Below are 16,853 nucleotides of genomic sequence, written 5' to 3' on the forward strand. Positions count from 1 at the left end.
AAAAACCAATCAGTCAACCGCCAATCGCTATACCTTAACAGCGAAAGTCTAAACCCAAAACACAACTGCTAACTCCTAAAACCTAACACCTAAAAGCTAACAGCCTTTTCATCCGCAAGTGTTGCACAACACTTAGTAATTTCCATCAACCAGGCTTAGGGGCCCCGTCCACCTGGTCGATTGCTTTGGTAACTGTTCACAACAAACGTACGACATCCTGGTACCCGTTTCCAAATGTCTGATTGTCGATTTCGTCTATTTTGTATAAAATGTAAAAAATCGACGTAATGTGCGTCGATTTTTTACAAAAATTACAAAATTAACCAAACCAGCCATGCCACTTTTGAATTTGGCATAGTGCATGTTGTGTGTGTGTTGCTAAGAGCCAGCGGAAGTCAGGTGACAGAATCAGGCTGCCAGAAAATCCCCTTGTACTACAACATACAAAGTATTCGATATCTCTCAAAAAGTTATAGAGCTCTTATAGAGCTATTATAGAGCAGTTATAGAGCTCTTATAGAGGCCCATGTAGTAGTATTTACCTGGGATTTCGCTGGGGATACTATAAGGCCCTTTACAGGTAAGCCATAGAGCGCCCTTATGGCTTGGGAACATTCCCGCGCAAACTTAACCAGCACCCTTCCTGCATTACCTCGATTCCCTAAGAGGAACCACCCGGTCAAATGGACGTGATCTATGGATAGAGGCCGAATCCTTCACCAGCCTGGGCAGTTGGACAAGAGAGTGGGAGAGTGGCGACAAAGTAATAAAGGGACAATCCTCCTTTGTACCGGGCCGCGATAGCTTGTCCCTCACAGCTTCCACAACCATTGCAGTTGACTCCGCCGCCACCTATGCCTTGTGGGTCCGCTCCCGCGACTATGCCACCGCTCCCGGCACCCGCAAGTTCAAAGTGCTCATCAATGGTGCCCAGGCAATCCAGACCTTCGGCGATCACCTCGTCACGACCGCCTTCTCCTCACCACCGACTCCACCTTTAGCCCCCACGGCATCGGTGGCCCCGCCAATACTATTACCCGATAGCCGGGTACTTGTGCAATCAAAGCAAATGTGTATTCATTGCCGATTATCGACTGCCGATTGCCGACTACACAAACTCCCTCCTGTATTCACTCGGCGTCTGCGCCTTCACCTCTTTAAACTGCTTGCTGAAGTGCGCCCAGCTCTTATACCCGCTTTCATAACACACTTCCAGGATTGGCTTACTCGTACTCGTCAGCAGCTTGCAGGCATGACTGATCCGTAGATCCCGGATAAAATCAAAATACGTCTTTTTGATATTCTTCTTGAAGAAGCGGCAAAAGGTAGGGATCGTCATATTCGCCACGCCGGCAATTTCTTCCAGCGTTACCGGCTCCAGGAAATGCTTGAAAGAATAGTCGATGATCTTTTCTATCGCCGGGTTTACCGCCACTGCCGGATCATGGAAATCCTCTGTGAGTATTTTATATTGCGTGGAAGTGCCGATCGTATGCAGGCACTGGAATAATTGCAATAGCTTATCAATACCCCGGGCCTCGTGTAATGCATGCATCGCCGGCACGATCCCTTTCTTCAGCCTCTTTTGCAACAGGAGCCCGTTGTTCTTCTTCAACAACGTTTGGATCGCCTTCATCTCCGGCATTTGCAGGAAACCAGGCCCCCAGCAATCACCTGTAAAATGCACCACCAATACCGAACATACCATCGAGGGATGATGCTTCCGGAACCAGTGCGGCAGGTTGCCCGCAATGAAAAACACATCATGCATTTTGTAATCACACACATGGTCACCGATCAGCGCCGTACCATGCCCCTTCAGGATCGTGATCAGTTCATACTCCGGATGCTTATGCCAGTTCGTCTCAAAATGAGGCGTCTCATATACCCGGCACGCAAAGCTCTGGTTGGTATCCGGCTCCACTTTCTGAATAAGCGTCTTCACAAGTAAATAGAAAGGATTTTATCAGCCTTTTGCCATAAATGTACCCACAATTGATAAGATAGCATATTTTCTTTTAAATTTAGCGGTTGTAAAGCGCCCCGGATCGGCCAATATTTGCAGTACCTATAAAAACATAAAAACGATTATATGAAAATTGTGACTGGTGCTACCGAATTCTTCAAAGGAATTCCCGCCATTAAGTATGAAGGCTTGCAAACCGACAATCCATTGGCCTACCGCTGGTATGATGAGAACAAAGTCGTGGCCGGCAAACCCATGAAAGACTGGCTCCGCTTCGCTGTAGCCTATTGGCACTCATTCGTCGGTTCAGGTGCCGATCCCTTCGGAGAAGCTACCCACCTCTTTCCCTGGGATGTGAAGAAAGACCCCATCGAAAAAGCCAAAGACAAGGCCGATGCCGCCTTCGAATTCATCACCAAACTCGGCCTCCCTTATTATTGCTTCCACGATGTCGATGTAGTGGAGTATTCCAACGATGTCAACGACAACGACAAAAGACTCGACACCCTCACACAGTATTTGAAGGAAAAACAGGCCGCCAGTGGCGTGAAGCTCCTCTGGGGTACTGCCAATCTCTTCTCACACCGTCGCTACATGAACGGCGCTGCCACCAACCCCGACTTCCATGTACTCACCCATGCTGCTGCACAGGTCAAGGCTGCCCTGGATTCCACCATTGCGCTCGGCGGTGAGAACTATGTATTCTGGGGTGGTCGTGAAGGCTACATGAGCCTCCTCAATACCAATATGAAGAAAGAGAAAGAACACCTTGCCCGCTTCCTGCATGCATCTAAAGACTATGCCCGCAAGAATGGCTTCAAAGGCACTTTCTTCATCGAGCCCAAACCTTGCGAACCCACCAAACACCAATACGATTACGACGCAGAGACCGTAATTGGCTTCCTGCGCCAGTACGACCTCCTCAACGATTTCAAGCTCAACCTGGAGGTCAACCACGCCACCCTGGCCGGTCACACCTTCCAGCATGAACTACAGGTGGCTGTCGATGCAGGTTTATTGGGCTCCATGGATGCCAACCGCGGCGATTACCAGAATGGATGGGATACCGACCAGTTTCCCACCAATCTCAATGAGCTCACCGAAACCATGCTCATCATCCTCGAAGGAGGTGGCTTCAAAGGCGGTGGTATCAACTTCGACGCCAAGATCCGTCGCAACTCCACCGATCCCGATGATCTCTTCCATGCACACATCGGCGGCATAGATACTTTTGCCCGCGCACTCATTACTGCCGACAATATCCTGCAGAAGAGCGCGTACAAAAAGATCCGCCAGGACCGCTACAGCTCTTACGACAGTGCAGAAGCCAAAGCGTTCGAAGAAGGCAAGTCAACCCTCGAAGACCTCCGCGCTTATGCAGTCAAGAACGGTGAACCAGCCACGCGCAGCGGTAAACAGGAATACATTGAAAACATCATCAACAATTACCTGTAAAGATGAAAAAGCTAACGATTTTACCCCTGGCTGTTTCAGCAGCCCTTGCCATCACCGGTTGCAATGACAGTGGCCATACCGAGCCCGAAAAGGCCGACGCCAAACCCATGCCCACCGATTCCACCGGCATGGACCGCTACCTGTCACAGCCCCTGGTCAGTAATATCTACACCGCCGACCCTTCCGCTCATGTATTCAATGGTCGAATCTATGTCTATCCCTCCCATGATACCGCTACCGGTACACCTGAGAACGACAATGGCGATCATTTCAACATGATGGATTACCACATCCTGTCCATGGATGCCGTAGGTGGTCCCGTTACCGATCACGGCGTAGCCCTCGATATCAAAAATATCCCCTGGGCAGGCCGGCAGCTATGGGCCCCCGATGCAGCTTTCGCCAATGGCACTTATTACTTGTATTTCCCCGTGAAAGACAAGCAGGATGTGTTCAGGATAGGCGTGGCCACCAGTGCCAAACCGGAAGGGCCCTTCGTAGCAGAGAAAGAGCCCATCAAGGGAGCCTATTCCATAGACCCCACCGTCTTTAAGGACGACGATGGTAAGTATTACATGTATTTCGGTGGTATCTGGGGCGGACAGCTCCAGCGCTGGAACAACAACAAATACGATTCCGCTGGCAAACTGCGCAAGCCTGATGAGCTTGCTATCCTGCCACGCATCGCCCGCCTGTCCGCCGATATGAAATCCTTTGCAGAGCCTGTGAAGGAAATAAAGATCCTCGACAGCGCCGGCAATTTGTTCAAGGAAGCCAACAACGATAAGCGTTTCTTCGAGGCCGCCTGGATGCACAAGTACAAGGGCAAGTACTATTTCTCGTATTCCACGGGTGATACCCACAACCTCGTATACGCTACCGGTGACAATCCTTATGGTCCTTTCACCTACAGGGGTATTTTTCTCTATCCCGTGGAAGGCTGGACCAACCACCATTCCATTATTGAAAAGGATGGCAAATGGTTCCTCTTTTACCACGATGTACAACTCTCCGGCAAGACCCACCTCCGCAATGTAAAGGTCACCGAACTGAAGTACAACGAAGATGGCACCATCCAGCCCATCCACGCACAGAAATAAGTAGAAAGCGCACTATTAATAGAAAAACGCCTCCTGTCATTGATGACAGGAGGCGTTTCTTTTTCCAAAAAACAAAAACCCTCCAGCTACTCGCCAGAGGGTCAATGATCTTCTACGATAAATTTCTACAGAGGTCAGAAAAAAGTCACAGGTGTACTATTTACGGGTCGTTGGGGTCAGGGGTTGATTGGTGATCAACAGGATATGGACGACTCTTTGGACTTTACAGGACTTATAATTGAACAGCGTTTTGATGCTGTAAAATTGCCCTCATTCCGCCTTCCAAACAAATCCCTTGACCTGTTTTCACTCCATTTCGGTAATTCACACTACATCCCGTAAGGGAATTTACTTACCGACTATGGAGTACAACCCAGGAACAATCGTATTCTTGTCTACCTAACAACTAACCACCAAAAGGCCCCACCTAACAAACACATTCCCTGTATTCCTTCTGAATTCTGTATTCTATATGCTGTATGCTACTTCTTCAAGTACTTCTCCACACCCGGCCCAATCGCCTGCAGCGCCTTCGTATTTTCCTCCAACACCTTATACGCAGCCGCATTGATGCGGTCCATAGGAATACTCTTCCACTGTTGCATGTCTTTTTCAAATGCACGCCCCATCACCGCCTTCGATAGATCCCTGATAGCACAATAGTTCGCCACCGAATGCCCGTTTTCACTATCGTAATTCGCATTCATGATAAAGAATTCGATCAACTGGTAAAGACTTTGATTCGCCAGACTCAATTCAGTAAGTTTAGCCCGGTACTCCAGGTCAGCACTGCTTTTAAGTTTGGGAAATAAGCGATAGTCATCAAAATGCCTGCCTTCATGAGCCAGGTAACTGATCGTAAAACGCTCACTCGTCAGGTCATAAGCCTTGCGTACACAAAACAAAGCCTCGTCAGTAGCCCAGCCACCTGGAAACAATTTACCAAGCGTCGCATATTCTTCCCAGCCCAGCGTAATGAAATCATCCATGAACACCACTTTTACAGTGAGGCGATCCTTGTTGACCGCGAAAGAATACGTTGTATCCTTTTCAGTCCGCCATACCAACAGATCGTACAAACGACCTGTCTTGCCGATCCCATTCGTGGCATGCAGCCCTTTACTGGCTATATACTGCCCGAAATAAGCATCTACACTGTCATCGGCGATCGCCTGTCCCTTCCGTCCGGGAACGGTATTACCAAGGAACTCCTTTACCTCCGACAAAAAACCAGACTCATACTTCGTAGAAGCATCCAGCAACGAAGCCCGCCAATACCGGTGAAAGATCGCCAGCAGCGGATCAATAGCTGACTTCTTCGATGCCAGGAAATCACTGCTGTCCACCCCATACTTAAATCGCCGGTCAAATGCTTCCTTGAATTGAGCATCTTTGGCAGACACTTTCTTTCCTTTTTCCCAGTCCAGTAAAGGCAGGGCAGCACCCACACGCCCATCAAGACAATAACCAAAAATCGTTTTATAATCAGGTTTGATACTGTCACTTGGAGGAGCCTGTGCAGTAGAAGAGGAGGGGAGTAAACCCATACAACCCAGTAATACCAATACACTTGTCAGTTGACGGATGCCCATGGCGCTTTTTTGTTGTAAAGAACGCCCCTAAAACCTGAAGCCAATTGTACCAGATTAACTTTTCACCAAAACCCTGAACTTTTGAGGAGCTATTTTATACATAGACTTAAACGAGCGCACAAAATGAGGATCATCATAAAAACCATTCCGGAATGCAATATCACTTATCGGAAGATCCGTATGCAGCAATAAAAAAAGCGCCCGCGAGAGTTTCACCTGTAGCTGGTATTCCCCGATCGTGACACCTTTCCTCTCTTTAAAGGCCCGGGCCATATACACCCGGTGCACATTTACCCGGCCCGATAGCGATTCCAGCGAATGGAATACATCCAGTTCATTATCCAGGATGCTTATCACTTTCTCCAGCCACGGCTGCGTTCCCCTGGCCAGCGACACCTGGTTGAGATCAAAGACCCAATCACTGATCAGTTCAAAGGCCAGGTCTTCCGTACCATTATTCTTGAAGTTCACCAACAACTTATACAGCGAGGGAAATAGGCCTGCTTTATAATGATGAAAGCTATCCGGCAACTTCACCGTTGTTTCAAAAGCCTCCTGCCAGCCTAACTTAAATTCAATATTGAAACACTTTCCGCCTCCTTGCCTGAATTCATTCTGGTGGTTATATCCCGCAGGCCTCAACAAAACATCTCCTTGCAGGATACCATGACTATCCCGGCTGCCCTTTTCTACATATTGACCGTTTAGCAGGATGCTCACATACCCATTGTCATGATAATGCTTATCGATCACCTTATAGGGTTCATAATCCGTAATGCACAAATGAAAAAGGCTATTTTCATTTGCCTGCAATTTCTTTCCCCAATATTCTCCTTGTTTTAAATTCATGGCTCAATCCACTAAGGTATTCTAAATACACCAATACCCGCTAAAGTCCTTCAACACCCTTCACCATATCCCCAACAGCCAATGCTGACCCAGGTTTGCAACGCTGGTCCATACGCAGAAGCCTGTATTCTTCTGTATCCTGTATTCTATATTCTGTATTCTATATTCTGTATTCTATATTCTGCATTCCTAAAAAAAATCGTTATCTTCTCTTCATGAAACACCTCCTTATCTGCCTGCTCTTCCCCGCCAGCCTCCTGGCACAAACCTTACCCGATTCCCTCACCAGTAAGATCGATTCCATCTTTAAATTATATACCCCCGCCTCGCCCGGTTGTGCAGTGGCCGTCACCAGGAACGGTACAGTCGTGTTTCAGAAAGGATACGGAATGGCCAACCTCGAATACGCCATTCCCGTCACCCCCAATACCATATTCCACATAGCTTCCGAATCCAAGCAATACACCGCTTTTTGTATCCTGTTGCTCGAAAAAGAGGGTAAGCTATCCCTCGATGATGATATCCGCAAATACCTGAGCTATGTGCCCGACTTCGGCCATAAGATCACCATCCGACATCTCATCTACCATACCAGCGGCCTGCGCGACCAATGGCAATTACTCGCCAATGCCGGCTGGCAGCTCGATGATGTCATTACCCAGGACCATATCATCAAACTCGTATCCAAACAACAGGCACTGAATTTTAACCCCGGCGATGAATGGCTCTATTGCAATACCGGCTATACACTCCTGGCCGAAATAGTACAAAAAGCAAGCGGACTCACCCTTCGCCAATACGCCGATAAGAATATCTTTCAACCATTAGGCATGAAGGATACCCACTTCCACGACAACTACCAGGAGATCGTTCCCGGGCGGGCCTATTCCTATAACTTCCTCCGGCAGGGCAAGTACCAGCATGCCGTACTCAGTTACTCCACCGTGGGCGCCACCAGTTTATTTACCACCGTTCTTGATGAAGCCAAATGGCTCAACAACTATGAGACCGGTACAGTAGGAGGGAAGGACCTTATCGCAAAAATGTACCAGCAGGGTTTATTGAATGATGGCAGAAAACTGAATTATGCCTTTGCCCTCAATTTGGGTAAATACAAAGGCTGGCAACAGATCAGCCATGGCGGTGCAGATGCCGGCTTCCGTACCAACGCCTGCCGCTTTCCCGAAAAAGACCTTGGCATCATCGTGTTTAGCAATTTCGGGTCAGCCGATGTAGGCAGGTTGACCAACCTCATTGCTGATGTATTCATTACCGATACCAAAGAAGAGCCCAAACCCACAGACACCTATTTCACCGACAGTACCTTCCTTAAGAAAATAACAGGCAGGTTCTATTCAGAGCGCGGTGATCTCGCAGAGTTTATTTGGCAAAAGGGCGTACTCAACAGGCGTAACCCCAATGGATTTACCGCCGAACTAAAACTGGTTAAAGTAGACAACAACCGGTTCAAAACACCCGGTGGAGCCGTATACATATTCGATGACAAGAACACCAGGGCCGATTCCATTACAGAATTCAAAATAGAACTGCCCAATACCATACAGATACTGAAGCGCCAGCCTGCCACTGCCCCAGCCATCACCGAAGAGTTTGCGGGCAAATACTTCAGCCCCGAAACAGAAGCCTTTTACTACATCACTTTTAAAGACGGCCAGCTATCCCTGGAGCACCACAAGTATCCTGCCGTACTATTAAAGAACATCGCACCCGACCAGTTCAACAGCCCCCATTGGTGGATGAACCATATCCGCTTCATCCGCGACAAAAAAGGAAAGCCCACCGCCTTTGAAGTAAACGCCGGCAGGGTATTCCACCTGCGGTACGACAAAGTGAAATAGCAAACAGATAAAGGCTGATCAATCTTAGTCCAAACATTCATTTTGGCTTCAACATCCTCCGCTTTGACTTATTGCCGCTTATCGATTCTACTGACTTTTGTGTTGTCAACATCACGACAATAAAAATTATAAACAGACAGTATGAAAACGATCTTCATTACCGGCGCATCCGCCGGCCTGGGCAAGGCAACCGCTAAACTATTCCAGTCAAAAGGCTGGCACGTCATCGCCACCATGCGGGCTCCCGAAAAAGAGACCGAGCTCAGTCAGTTACCCAATGTCACCCTATTGCCCCTGGATGTGACCAATTCCCTACAGATCACAAAAACCGTACAGGAAGCCATCAGCCGGCGCCACATCGATGTTGTATTCAACAACGCCGGTTACGGACTCATAGGCCCCCTCGAATCCTATACCGAAGAGCAGGTAAGAAGTCAGTTTGAAACCAATTTCTTTGGCGTCATCTGGGTCACCCAGGCATTTATTCCGTATTTCAAACAAAGACAACAGGGCCTCTTTATCACCACCACTTCATTATGCGGCCTCGTTACCTATCCCCTTTGTTCCATCTACAATGCCTCCAAATGGGCCCTTGAAGGGTGGAGCGAAAGCATGTCCTACGAACTCGCACAATTTGGCATCGGAATTAAAACCATAGCCCCCGGAGGCATCAAAAGCAATTACATGAACGTAATGAAAATAGCACAGAACGAAGCCTACGATCCACTAATGAAAAGAATGACCGAAGGTTTTACCGACGGCACCCTTATGGAATTTACCGAAGCAGAGAACATAGCAGCCGTCGTATACCAGTCCGCAACCGATCAGCAGAACAAACACACATACCCTGCCGGCAAGGATGCAGAAAGGATTTATTCCAAAAGACTCGAAGAAGGCCCCGAAATATACAGGAAACGCATCAGCCATTACCTCCGGCTCGAAAGCCCATATAGCGAACCGGCCACACAAATGCAGTAATTTGCAGAAGATCTATACCAGCAATTTGATCAATTTTAATGTATGTGCCGATGAAACCAGCTCAACAGCCTGTCGTATTCGATTCCATCTCCGCATTGCACCGCGCATTGGGTTTACCCAAACCCTTGCACCCACTCATCAGCCTTGTCGATTACAGCAATATCAAGGCAGAGACCTCGGAACTCGAAAAAGGAATGCTATTTAATTTTTATAAGGTTTCTTACAAACAGCATTTCAATGGCAAAGTGAAGTACGGACAAAATTATTATGATTTTGAGGAGGGGGGACTGTCATTTGTCGCCCCTCATCAACTCATTGCAGCAACCGACCCTGTGGCTGACTACAGCGGCTATACATTACTCTTCCATCCCGACCTCATCAGCCAATATCCTTTGGGAAAGAACATACAGCGGTACAATTTCTTTACCTATTCCGCCAATGAGGCACTGTTCCTGTCCGAAAAAGAAAAGAATGTCATCATCGGCATTTTTAAGAACATAGCTATGGAATTGGAGTCTGCCATTGACCAGCATAGCCAGGAGGTGCTCGTTTCACAAATAGAACTATTGCTCAACTATAGTAAACGTTATTACAGCAGACAATTTATTACCCGCCAGGCAGCCAGTAATGAACTGCTTATAAAAATGGAAGCCCTGCTATCAGACTATTTCGATACCGGCAAAACACTCTCTACCGGCTTGCCAACCGTTCAACAGTTAGCTGAGCAACTCCATGTTACACCACATTATTTGGGAGATATGTTGCGTACATTGACCGGTCAGAATACACAGCAGCATATCCACAATAAGCTCATTGAAAAAGCAAAGCAAATGCTAAGCGGCACCTCACTCTCTGTGTCCGAGATAGCCTTTACCCTCGGCTTCGAACATCCTCAATCTTTCAACAAAATTTTCAAACGCAAAACCAGCTTATCACCCATGGAATTCAGACAATCTTTCAACTAATCCTACCCATGCTCCTAAGGTATCACCTTCCGCTCCCGCAGTTCATCAAATAACCTATAGAACATCTCCTCCGTATCCACATACTCATGAAAACCCATCCGCCTGGCCTTGCTGCCATCCGCAAAGAAGTCATAGTCCCAGGAGAACACAAAGTCCCCAAATCCCCAGTTGGATAACTGCGCGTAGGAATGCGACGCCAGCCCATATCGTTCCTGCATACCTTGCCACAAAGGCCCTTTATCAGCCATCACCGATTGCAATGGCATGTGCAGCGGAGGCGCTACATCCAGACCAAAATATTGCGCCAGCCTGGGCCACAATTCATTCCACCGGAACAGATCACCATTCGTAATATTAAAAGCCTGGTTGGCAGCAGCAGCATTCGTGGCCGCCCATACCGTAGCCTTGGCCAGCAGCCCCGCATCTGTCATTTCCATCAGCTTGTCATAAGCCCCTGGCTTGCCGGGAAAACGCAAAGGCAATCCAAGCTCTTTGGAGATTGAAGCATATACCGCAATGCTCAATGCCAGGTTCATGGGATTGCCCAAAGCTGTACCACCTACCACCGAAGGACGAATGGCCGACCAGCTCCAGCTTTTACCCGCCTGCTTCCTTTCTAAATATTGTTGCTGGTCCACATTGAATTCCGGCGGCATATGCCCTGCATCACTTTCCCTGGCCGGCGTTTTAAAAGGCCCCAGATGCGCTCCGTACACCTTATAACCCTGCATCAGGCTAATATGCTGCAGTCCTTTCGCAATCGGTTCCACCGCTTCCACCGCATTCACCAGCATCGCCAGGTTGGGAGCCATCAGTTCCGCCCAGCTGGGGCGATCCTGGTAAGCTGAATAGAAAATATGCGTTACTCCTGTCAGATGCGACAATTGCTCCTTGCTTTGCGCCGCATCCAGCAAATCCACCCCTATATGCTGCAATCCCGGTTTATCTACTCCGCCTTTCCGCGAAAGGCCGATCACCTCCCAATTGCCCAATGATAATAAATGCTCCACCAGGTTCGTCCCAATTACCCCATTTGCGCCCACTACCAGTGCCGTTTGCTTGATATTATCCATAATAATTATTGTTTTTGTTGTTGAGAAGAATGACTCACTTCCGTTTCATAATCCACCACGATCATATCCGCCAATAGGGGTTTGATCTGTTCCCGGATAAGCCGCTGGTGCTCCGGGTGCACATAAAAGTTTTTCAAAGCCGCAGCATTGGCAAAGGTCATCACTACACCATGCGAATATCCTTTCGATCTTTCTGAGAAATTCTGACCACCAGTCACCGCCACTATACCAGGTATCACCTTGCCAATACCCCGGATGCTGTTCAGCAGTCCCGCTATCTGCTCAGCGCTGGCATCCGCCTTGAATTGAAACAATACCATGTGAACTACCGGGTGAGTACTGTCCGCAGCAGTTGCCGAAGTATCCGGCGACCAGCCGCAGATCATAACCAGTATAACTAATCCGATCTTTTTCATATGAATGAGTTTGAGTTATAAATGTGTATTTCCGGCAAGGCCGCTTTTTTCCGCCACTTCCCGTACTACCTGCGGAGTGATGCCGGGAGTTGCCAGCGCATGCTGTGCCAGCTCATCCTTCCGGGCAAACCATACCCCTTCATGTTGCTGCGCATACCGCAGGAACCGCTCTATCACCCGCACCCGCGAAGCATGCCCCGATATCCGGTCATGGAAACTGATCAGCATCATACGCCGGCGCGTAGCCCCTTCTTCATACAACTGGTCAAATTCATCCTTCAGCTGCTGCTCATAATCCTGCGGAGAAAATCCGGGGAAATCATAAGAGCCGATATCATTCATATGGATCGTATAAGGCATCGTCACAAAAGGTTTCCCGTTCAGGTCCTGCACATATGGCTCATCCCGGCTCAGATCATTATTGTGGTACACAAAGCCCAATTCCTGCAGCAGGCTCAATGTGTGAACACTGCCCCGCATCCAGTAACAATCATAACCGGCTGGCATAACACCCGTAGCTTTGAAAATACTTTGTTGTACACTTTGTATCCAGGCCCGCTCATCCGCCTTCGACAATTGGTATTGCCAGCTCCATAGTTTCCCATGCGCCGCAGCTTCATGTCCCCGCCGTACAATCTCCCGGGCCAATTGCGGATTTTTGTCTACCGCTTGCCCCACCATAAAAGAGGTCACCTTTATCTGGTATTTGTCAAACAGGTCCAGCAACCTGGGAATACCTTCCTGCACTCCATAATCGAAATACGAATTCGTAGCGAGGTCAGGATACCCTTGTTTGATAGGTACCGGTATCAATCCTGAAGCGCCACTGATTGGTTGGCCACCCGCCTCAAACTGCAGCGAAATAGAAATCGCCAACCTGGCATTGTTGGGCCAGAAAGCCTTTTCCGCCACCCTGCCAGCCTCCATTTCCTGTCGGGTACTTTGCCCCGTTGTTCCTTTTAAGGAGGGCATCGCCAGTCCCGCGGCCCCCAATGATCCTGTCGTTAAAAATGCTCTTCTGTCCATGGTATATATTTAAGTAAGTTTCAGTTCCAACATGCCAGGGCAGCACCTCGAAGCATAACTTGTCCCACTCCGCGGGACGCATTGCCGATTGTCGACTGCCGATTGCCGTCCCACAAAGTTGCCCCCAACTCCCCATGCTTATTGGTATAATTCCGCTACATTTTTGTACCTTTTCTGCATGAAACGCTACCACCAGTACCAGCCCTTATTAATCTCCGACTTCGAGGTAGATGAATGGCACCATCCCGTTCACAGCCACAACCACTATGAACTTATCTATATAAAAAAGGGGAGGGGAACCCACACCATCAACCAGGTCCCTTATCCTTACAAAGCAGGCAACGTTTTCCTCCTCGGGCCCGACGATGAGCATTATTTTCAGATCACCGCAGCTACCCGGTTTATATACCTGAAGTTTAATGATCCTTATAAGTACAAGGACCTCAGCGGCGCCGGTTATAGCTGGCAAAAACTCGAGTACCTGATCAAGAGCCGCGAAACACACGCAGCCGGATTTGCATTGACATCCGCCGACCAACTTATCACCAGTCAACTCTTCCAGGTAGTCGCTGCATTAAAGGAAGATACCAACCACAATGAGCCCCTCATCTGGCTCCAGCTCCTGGCCATCGCCACCGTATTACAAAGGAATATGCCCGAACTCAGGACCGATACCAACAGATCACGCGACATGCAGGCTGTATTCTGTTATTTGCACAAACACATTTATACCCCCGAACACCTGAGGGCCACCGCTATTGCAGCCAACTTCAACATGACTGCCGATTACATCGGTCCCTGGTTTAAGAGGAATACAGGCATCACACTCAGGGAATATATCCACGATTACCGCAAGGTCCTGATCAATCAGCGGATCGCCAGCAGACAATACAGCTTAAAAGAAATTGCCGCCGAATTTGGCCTCACCGATGAAAGCCATGTGAAGAAGATTGTGGCATAAGGTAATCTCAACGCGGTAGAATGGGTGAAAAAACGGTATGTTTCCCTTGCCCCTAAGTCTAATTTTATGAAGTAGCACAGCCCCCAACCTTCATAAAATCAGACATACAATGAAAAAAGTTCCTGCTGGTACCTGGATCGTAATGCTCCTGTCCGTTCTCTTCCTCGGCGGTATGATCATTTACTGGTACAACTATAATGCAAAAGCAACCATTGCCGACCTGCAAAAAGATATGAAAACCTTGGTAGACACCTCAGTGATACTACCCAAAGCGAAAGTGTCAAATGCAGTCCGCATAGAGCAAAAACTGACTAATAAAGATGTAACAGCCCCCCTCAACCTGGCCTGCTCAGATTTTTTCAAAGCCTGGAACAACAAATTAACAAAGGCTCAGGCCGACACTTTTAGGACCCGGATAGATACACAGGCCGGGATACTCAAATTCGCCTATGCAGCCCGCTCAGGCAACCAGTTACTGGCCGTACTATTGATCTCAGTGATCGTGATCACCTTCTTTTGTCTGGCATTTTTTACCAATCTCCTCCGCGATCCACAGGGCAGCACTTCCAATACCACCCAGCTGCAAATTGAAAAAGCCTTCTGGGAATCCATGGACAATGACCCTGAAAAAGCCTCCCCGCCATTCTCCCTGTCCCGCACCCAATTGGCCGTTTGGATCACCATCATCAGTTCTGTATACCTGTATGCCATTTTATGGGACAAGCGAAACATTGGCGAGATCAACAATACCGCCTTATTATTGATGGGTATCTCAGCCGGCACTTTTGCCGTAGGCGCCATTATGGACACTACCGAGATCGAGCAGGGTGTAGTAAGGCACCAGGAAGCCCAGCCCTCCATTAATTTCTTTCGCGATCTCCTGACAGACAACAACGGCATTTCTGTCCATCGCTTTCAAAACGTCGTCTGGACAATAGTGTCCATTATGGTCTACTTTTACCGCTACAGCAATCCGCCCGACCATAACTTTAATAACCTGCCAACCCTCGATACTACACTCCTGGCCCTCACCGGTATCAGCAATGCCACCTATCTTACCCTCAAGACCAGGGAGAATGTTTCCCTGAAAAAACCAGTCACCCTCAATATAAAATTGCTGCTGGACGACAGCGTTGCCGAAAAAGCAGCAATATTGGCTACTGCCGAAGGACTGAACAAGGCAGTGATCAACATCATCACCAGCATAGGAGAGGAGATACATGCAATGCCCAACCCGGCAGATGCCAAAGACACATTCATCGCAAAGGTTGAACCTGATAAATTCCAAAAAATAGAAGCTACCTGGCAAGGGAAGGACGCTATGGCGGGCATTAAATTGAATGGATCCTTTGCTGCCATCATCAAAGACACACCCGAAGAGCAGACAATAGAAATTACCCTGAAAAAGCAACAATAAATACTACCTCCATGATTACCACCTTAACAGGCCGCTGTATGTACATCTGGAAATTGAAGCCCGTGCTCACTAATGAAATGAGTATTCCCAATTTTGTACAGCGTGCCAAAAAAGCAAAACTCAGCAGCGTATGGATCAAAGTGGCCGAAGGAGCCGATCCCTACCAAAACATTACAGGCGCAATGAAAGAACAGTTCATACAGACTGCCGCCAAGCTCAACGAGGCTGGTATTAAAGTATGGGGATGGCATGTGCCTTACTGTAAGACAAGTGCTGATGCCAAAAAAGAAGCCGCCCTGGTAGCCAAGATCTGTAAAGACTTTAAGCTCGAAGGCATTTTAATGGACGCAGAGTCCGAGCCCACTTTCTTCAAAGGCGATGCCACTACCGCCAATGTATATGCAAGCGCGTTGAAAGAAGCCCTCAATGCACAAGGAAAAGGACTGGCCATTTCCAGTCACGATGTGCCACGTAATTTCCCCGGCTTTCCGTTTGATAAGTTTGCACAGCATGCCACCGTCAACGCGCCACAGGTGTATTACGGAGCAAGTTCCAGCGTAGAGAACAGGCTGGACAAAGCCATCAATGCCAATAGCCATCTGCACATACCCTTTGTACCCGTAGGAGCCGGCTGGTTGGGAGATGGAGGAGGATGCAGCAGCGCTTCTGCCTGTGCCGAAAGAGCCATTGCCTTTATGAAACTCGTGAAGAACAACAATTTCCCCGGCTATTCCTTCTGGCATTGGCAGGGAGCGCCGGCTAAATTGTGGGAAGTGTTGTTTTCTGAGCCCGTATAAGTTCTTCTTTGTCATCTCGAACGAAGTACCCCTCCCTTCCTTGTTCATTTCGAAACCCCTTCCTTGTCATCGACTCCCCCTTCTTTGTCATTTCGCCCCCCCTTCTTTGTCATTTCGAACGCAGCGCAGCGGAGTGAGAAATCCGCTATCCAGGCAATCGCCTCTAAGCAAACGCACTGCCGGCTGCCAATTCACGTCTACATAAACTTCGACGGCGATACCCCAAACTCTTTCTTAAACGCCACCGCTGCACCTGCATCCCGGCATGATATAGTTGTAGATTATTATTTGAGAACAAAGCTGCAGGCATCATCATCGCGCGAATAAAAGCGTCAATTCTAAATTCTTGCTGAAACAGCCATCCATCACAGGAAAGCGCAGGATGGACACTCCCGCCGC

14 protein-coding genes are annotated in these 16,853 nt (G+C 48.4%); 8 read left to right on the forward strand and 6 right to left on the reverse strand.

What is annotated here, in order from left to right; translation table 11 throughout:
* Positions 1-1,108 precede the first annotated feature (1,108 nt).
* Positions 1,109-1,945 (reverse strand): AraC family transcriptional regulator, encoded by an 837-nt coding sequence (locus D3H65_RS06995; protein WP_119049572.1) that lies wholly within the window; start codon positions 1,943-1,945, stop codon positions 1,109-1,111.
* A 147-nt stretch (positions 1,946-2,092) separates the two neighbouring features.
* On the opposite strand from D3H65_RS06995, the gene xylA reads away from it, so the two are divergent.
* Together xylA and D3H65_RS07005 are read left to right on the forward strand one after the other, a co-directional pair.
* Positions 2,093-3,421 carry a xylose isomerase gene (gene xylA, locus D3H65_RS07000; protein WP_119049573.1) on the forward strand — a complete coding sequence of 443 codons (1,329 nt, stop codon included), beginning with the start codon at positions 2,093-2,095 and terminating at the stop codon, positions 3,419-3,421.
* Positions 3,422-3,423: 2 nt separating this feature from the next.
* Positions 3,424-4,521: a glycoside hydrolase family 43 protein gene (locus tag D3H65_RS07005; protein ID WP_119049574.1), complete on the forward strand. Its 1,098-nt coding sequence runs from the start codon at positions 3,424-3,426 to the stop codon at positions 4,519-4,521.
* Positions 4,522-5,003: 482 nt separating this feature from the next.
* Here the strand turns inward: D3H65_RS07005 and D3H65_RS07010 are convergent, their stop codons facing one another.
* Positions 5,004-6,113 carry a hypothetical protein gene (locus tag D3H65_RS07010; protein ID WP_119049575.1) on the reverse strand — a complete coding sequence of 370 codons (1,110 nt, stop codon included), beginning with the start codon at positions 6,111-6,113 and terminating at the stop codon, positions 5,004-5,006.
* A gap of 54 nt (positions 6,114-6,167) precedes the next feature.
* Positions 6,168-6,962 (reverse strand): helix-turn-helix domain-containing protein, encoded by a 795-nt coding sequence (locus D3H65_RS07015; protein ID WP_119049576.1) that lies wholly within the window; start codon positions 6,960-6,962, stop codon positions 6,168-6,170.
* Between the two features lie 215 nt (positions 6,963-7,177).
* Here D3H65_RS07015 and D3H65_RS07020 point away from each other — a divergent pair, with 215 nt between their 5' ends.
* The 3 genes from D3H65_RS07020 to D3H65_RS07030 all read left to right on the forward strand — a co-directional run bounded on the left by D3H65_RS07020 (position 7,178) and on the right by D3H65_RS07030 (position 10,764).
* On the forward strand, positions 7,178-8,821 hold the full coding sequence (locus tag D3H65_RS07020; RefSeq protein ID WP_119049577.1) for a serine hydrolase domain-containing protein: 1,644 nt from the start codon (positions 7,178-7,180) through the stop codon (positions 8,819-8,821).
* Positions 8,822-8,962: 141 nt separating this feature from the next.
* Positions 8,963-9,799, forward strand: a complete 837-nt coding sequence (locus tag D3H65_RS07025) for an SDR family oxidoreductase (RefSeq protein WP_119049578.1) — start codon at positions 8,963-8,965, stop codon at positions 9,797-9,799.
* A 50-nt stretch (positions 9,800-9,849) separates the two neighbouring features.
* Positions 9,850-10,764 carry a helix-turn-helix domain-containing protein gene (locus tag D3H65_RS07030; protein WP_119054419.1) on the forward strand — a complete coding sequence of 305 codons (915 nt, stop codon included), beginning with the start codon at positions 9,850-9,852 and terminating at the stop codon, positions 10,762-10,764.
* A 14-nt stretch (positions 10,765-10,778) separates the two neighbouring features.
* On the opposite strand, the gene D3H65_RS07035 is transcribed toward D3H65_RS07030, so the two are convergent.
* Genes D3H65_RS07035 through D3H65_RS07045 form a run of 3 tightly spaced genes read right to left on the reverse strand, consistent with a single transcriptional unit; the run spans position 10,779 to position 13,279 of the window.
* A complete protein-coding gene (locus D3H65_RS07035) occupies positions 10,779-11,837 on the reverse strand; it encodes an SDR family oxidoreductase (RefSeq protein ID WP_119049579.1) in 1,059 nt (352 codons plus the stop codon).
* Between the two features lie 5 nt (positions 11,838-11,842).
* Positions 11,843-12,253: a Dabb family protein gene (locus tag D3H65_RS07040; RefSeq protein WP_119049580.1), complete on the reverse strand. Its 411-nt coding sequence runs from the start codon at positions 12,251-12,253 to the stop codon at positions 11,843-11,845.
* A gap of 15 nt (positions 12,254-12,268) precedes the next feature.
* Positions 12,269-13,279, reverse strand: coding sequence for a polysaccharide deacetylase family protein (locus tag D3H65_RS07045; RefSeq protein WP_119049581.1), 1,011 nt, complete (start codon positions 13,277-13,279; stop codon positions 12,269-12,271).
* Between the two features lie 178 nt (positions 13,280-13,457).
* Here D3H65_RS07045 and D3H65_RS07050 point away from each other — a divergent pair, with 178 nt between their 5' ends.
* The 3 genes from D3H65_RS07050 (at position 13,458) to D3H65_RS07060 (ending at position 16,454) form a co-directional block, all read left to right on the forward strand.
* Positions 13,458-14,240, forward strand: coding sequence for an AraC family ligand binding domain-containing protein (locus D3H65_RS07050; protein ID WP_119049582.1), 783 nt, complete (start codon positions 13,458-13,460; stop codon positions 14,238-14,240).
* A gap of 109 nt (positions 14,241-14,349) precedes the next feature.
* The gene (locus D3H65_RS07055; RefSeq protein ID WP_119049583.1) at positions 14,350-15,657 is read left to right on the forward strand and encodes a hypothetical protein; all 1,308 of its coding nucleotides are present in this window, start codon (positions 14,350-14,352) and stop codon (positions 15,655-15,657) included.
* Between the two features lie 11 nt (positions 15,658-15,668).
* Complete coding sequence (locus tag D3H65_RS07060) at positions 15,669-16,454, forward strand: glycoside hydrolase family 25 domain-containing protein (protein ID WP_119049584.1); 786 nt, start codon at positions 15,669-15,671, stop codon at positions 16,452-16,454.
* The last annotated feature ends 399 nt before the right edge of the window (positions 16,455-16,853 follow it).

It is taken from the genome of Paraflavitalea soli (assembly GCF_003555545.1).
GTDB classification, from domain to species: Bacteria; Bacteroidota; Bacteroidia; order Chitinophagales; family Chitinophagaceae; genus Paraflavitalea; species Paraflavitalea soli.

Excerpts from the sequence above, each read along its gene's own strand:
- D3H65_RS07010 (WP_119049575.1), bottom strand. The coding sequence starts at position 6,113 with ATGGGCATCCGTCAACTGACAAGTGTATTGGTATTACTGGGTTGTATG.
- D3H65_RS07005 (WP_119049574.1), top strand. The coding sequence starts at position 3,424 with ATGAAAAAGCTAACGATTTTACCCCTGGCTGTTTCAGCAGCCCTTGCC.
- D3H65_RS07025 (WP_119049578.1), top strand. The coding sequence starts at position 8,963 with ATGAAAACGATCTTCATTACCGGCGCATCCGCCGGCCTGGGCAAGGCA.
- D3H65_RS07060 (WP_119049584.1), top strand. The coding sequence starts at position 15,669 with ATGATTACCACCTTAACAGGCCGCTGTATGTACATCTGGAAATTGAAG.
- D3H65_RS07015 (WP_119049576.1), bottom strand. The coding sequence starts at position 6,962 with ATGAATTTAAAACAAGGAGAATATTGGGGAAAGAAATTGCAGGCAAAT.
- D3H65_RS07030 (WP_119054419.1), top strand. The coding sequence starts at position 9,850 with ATGAAACCAGCTCAACAGCCTGTCGTATTCGATTCCATCTCCGCATTG.
- D3H65_RS07020 (WP_119049577.1), top strand. The coding sequence starts at position 7,178 with ATGAAACACCTCCTTATCTGCCTGCTCTTCCCCGCCAGCCTCCTGGCA.
- D3H65_RS07045 (WP_119049581.1), bottom strand. The coding sequence starts at position 13,279 with ATGGACAGAAGAGCATTTTTAACGACAGGATCATTGGGGGCCGCGGGA.
- D3H65_RS07050 (WP_119049582.1), top strand. The coding sequence starts at position 13,458 with ATGAAACGCTACCACCAGTACCAGCCCTTATTAATCTCCGACTTCGAG.
- D3H65_RS07035 (WP_119049579.1), bottom strand. The coding sequence starts at position 11,837 with ATGGATAATATCAAGCAAACGGCACTGGTAGTGGGCGCAAATGGGGTA.
- D3H65_RS07055 (WP_119049583.1), top strand. The coding sequence starts at position 14,350 with ATGAAAAAAGTTCCTGCTGGTACCTGGATCGTAATGCTCCTGTCCGTT.
- D3H65_RS07040 (WP_119049580.1), bottom strand. The coding sequence starts at position 12,253 with ATGAAAAAGATCGGATTAGTTATACTGGTTATGATCTGCGGCTGGTCG.
- xylA (WP_119049573.1), top strand. The coding sequence starts at position 2,093 with ATGAAAATTGTGACTGGTGCTACCGAATTCTTCAAAGGAATTCCCGCC.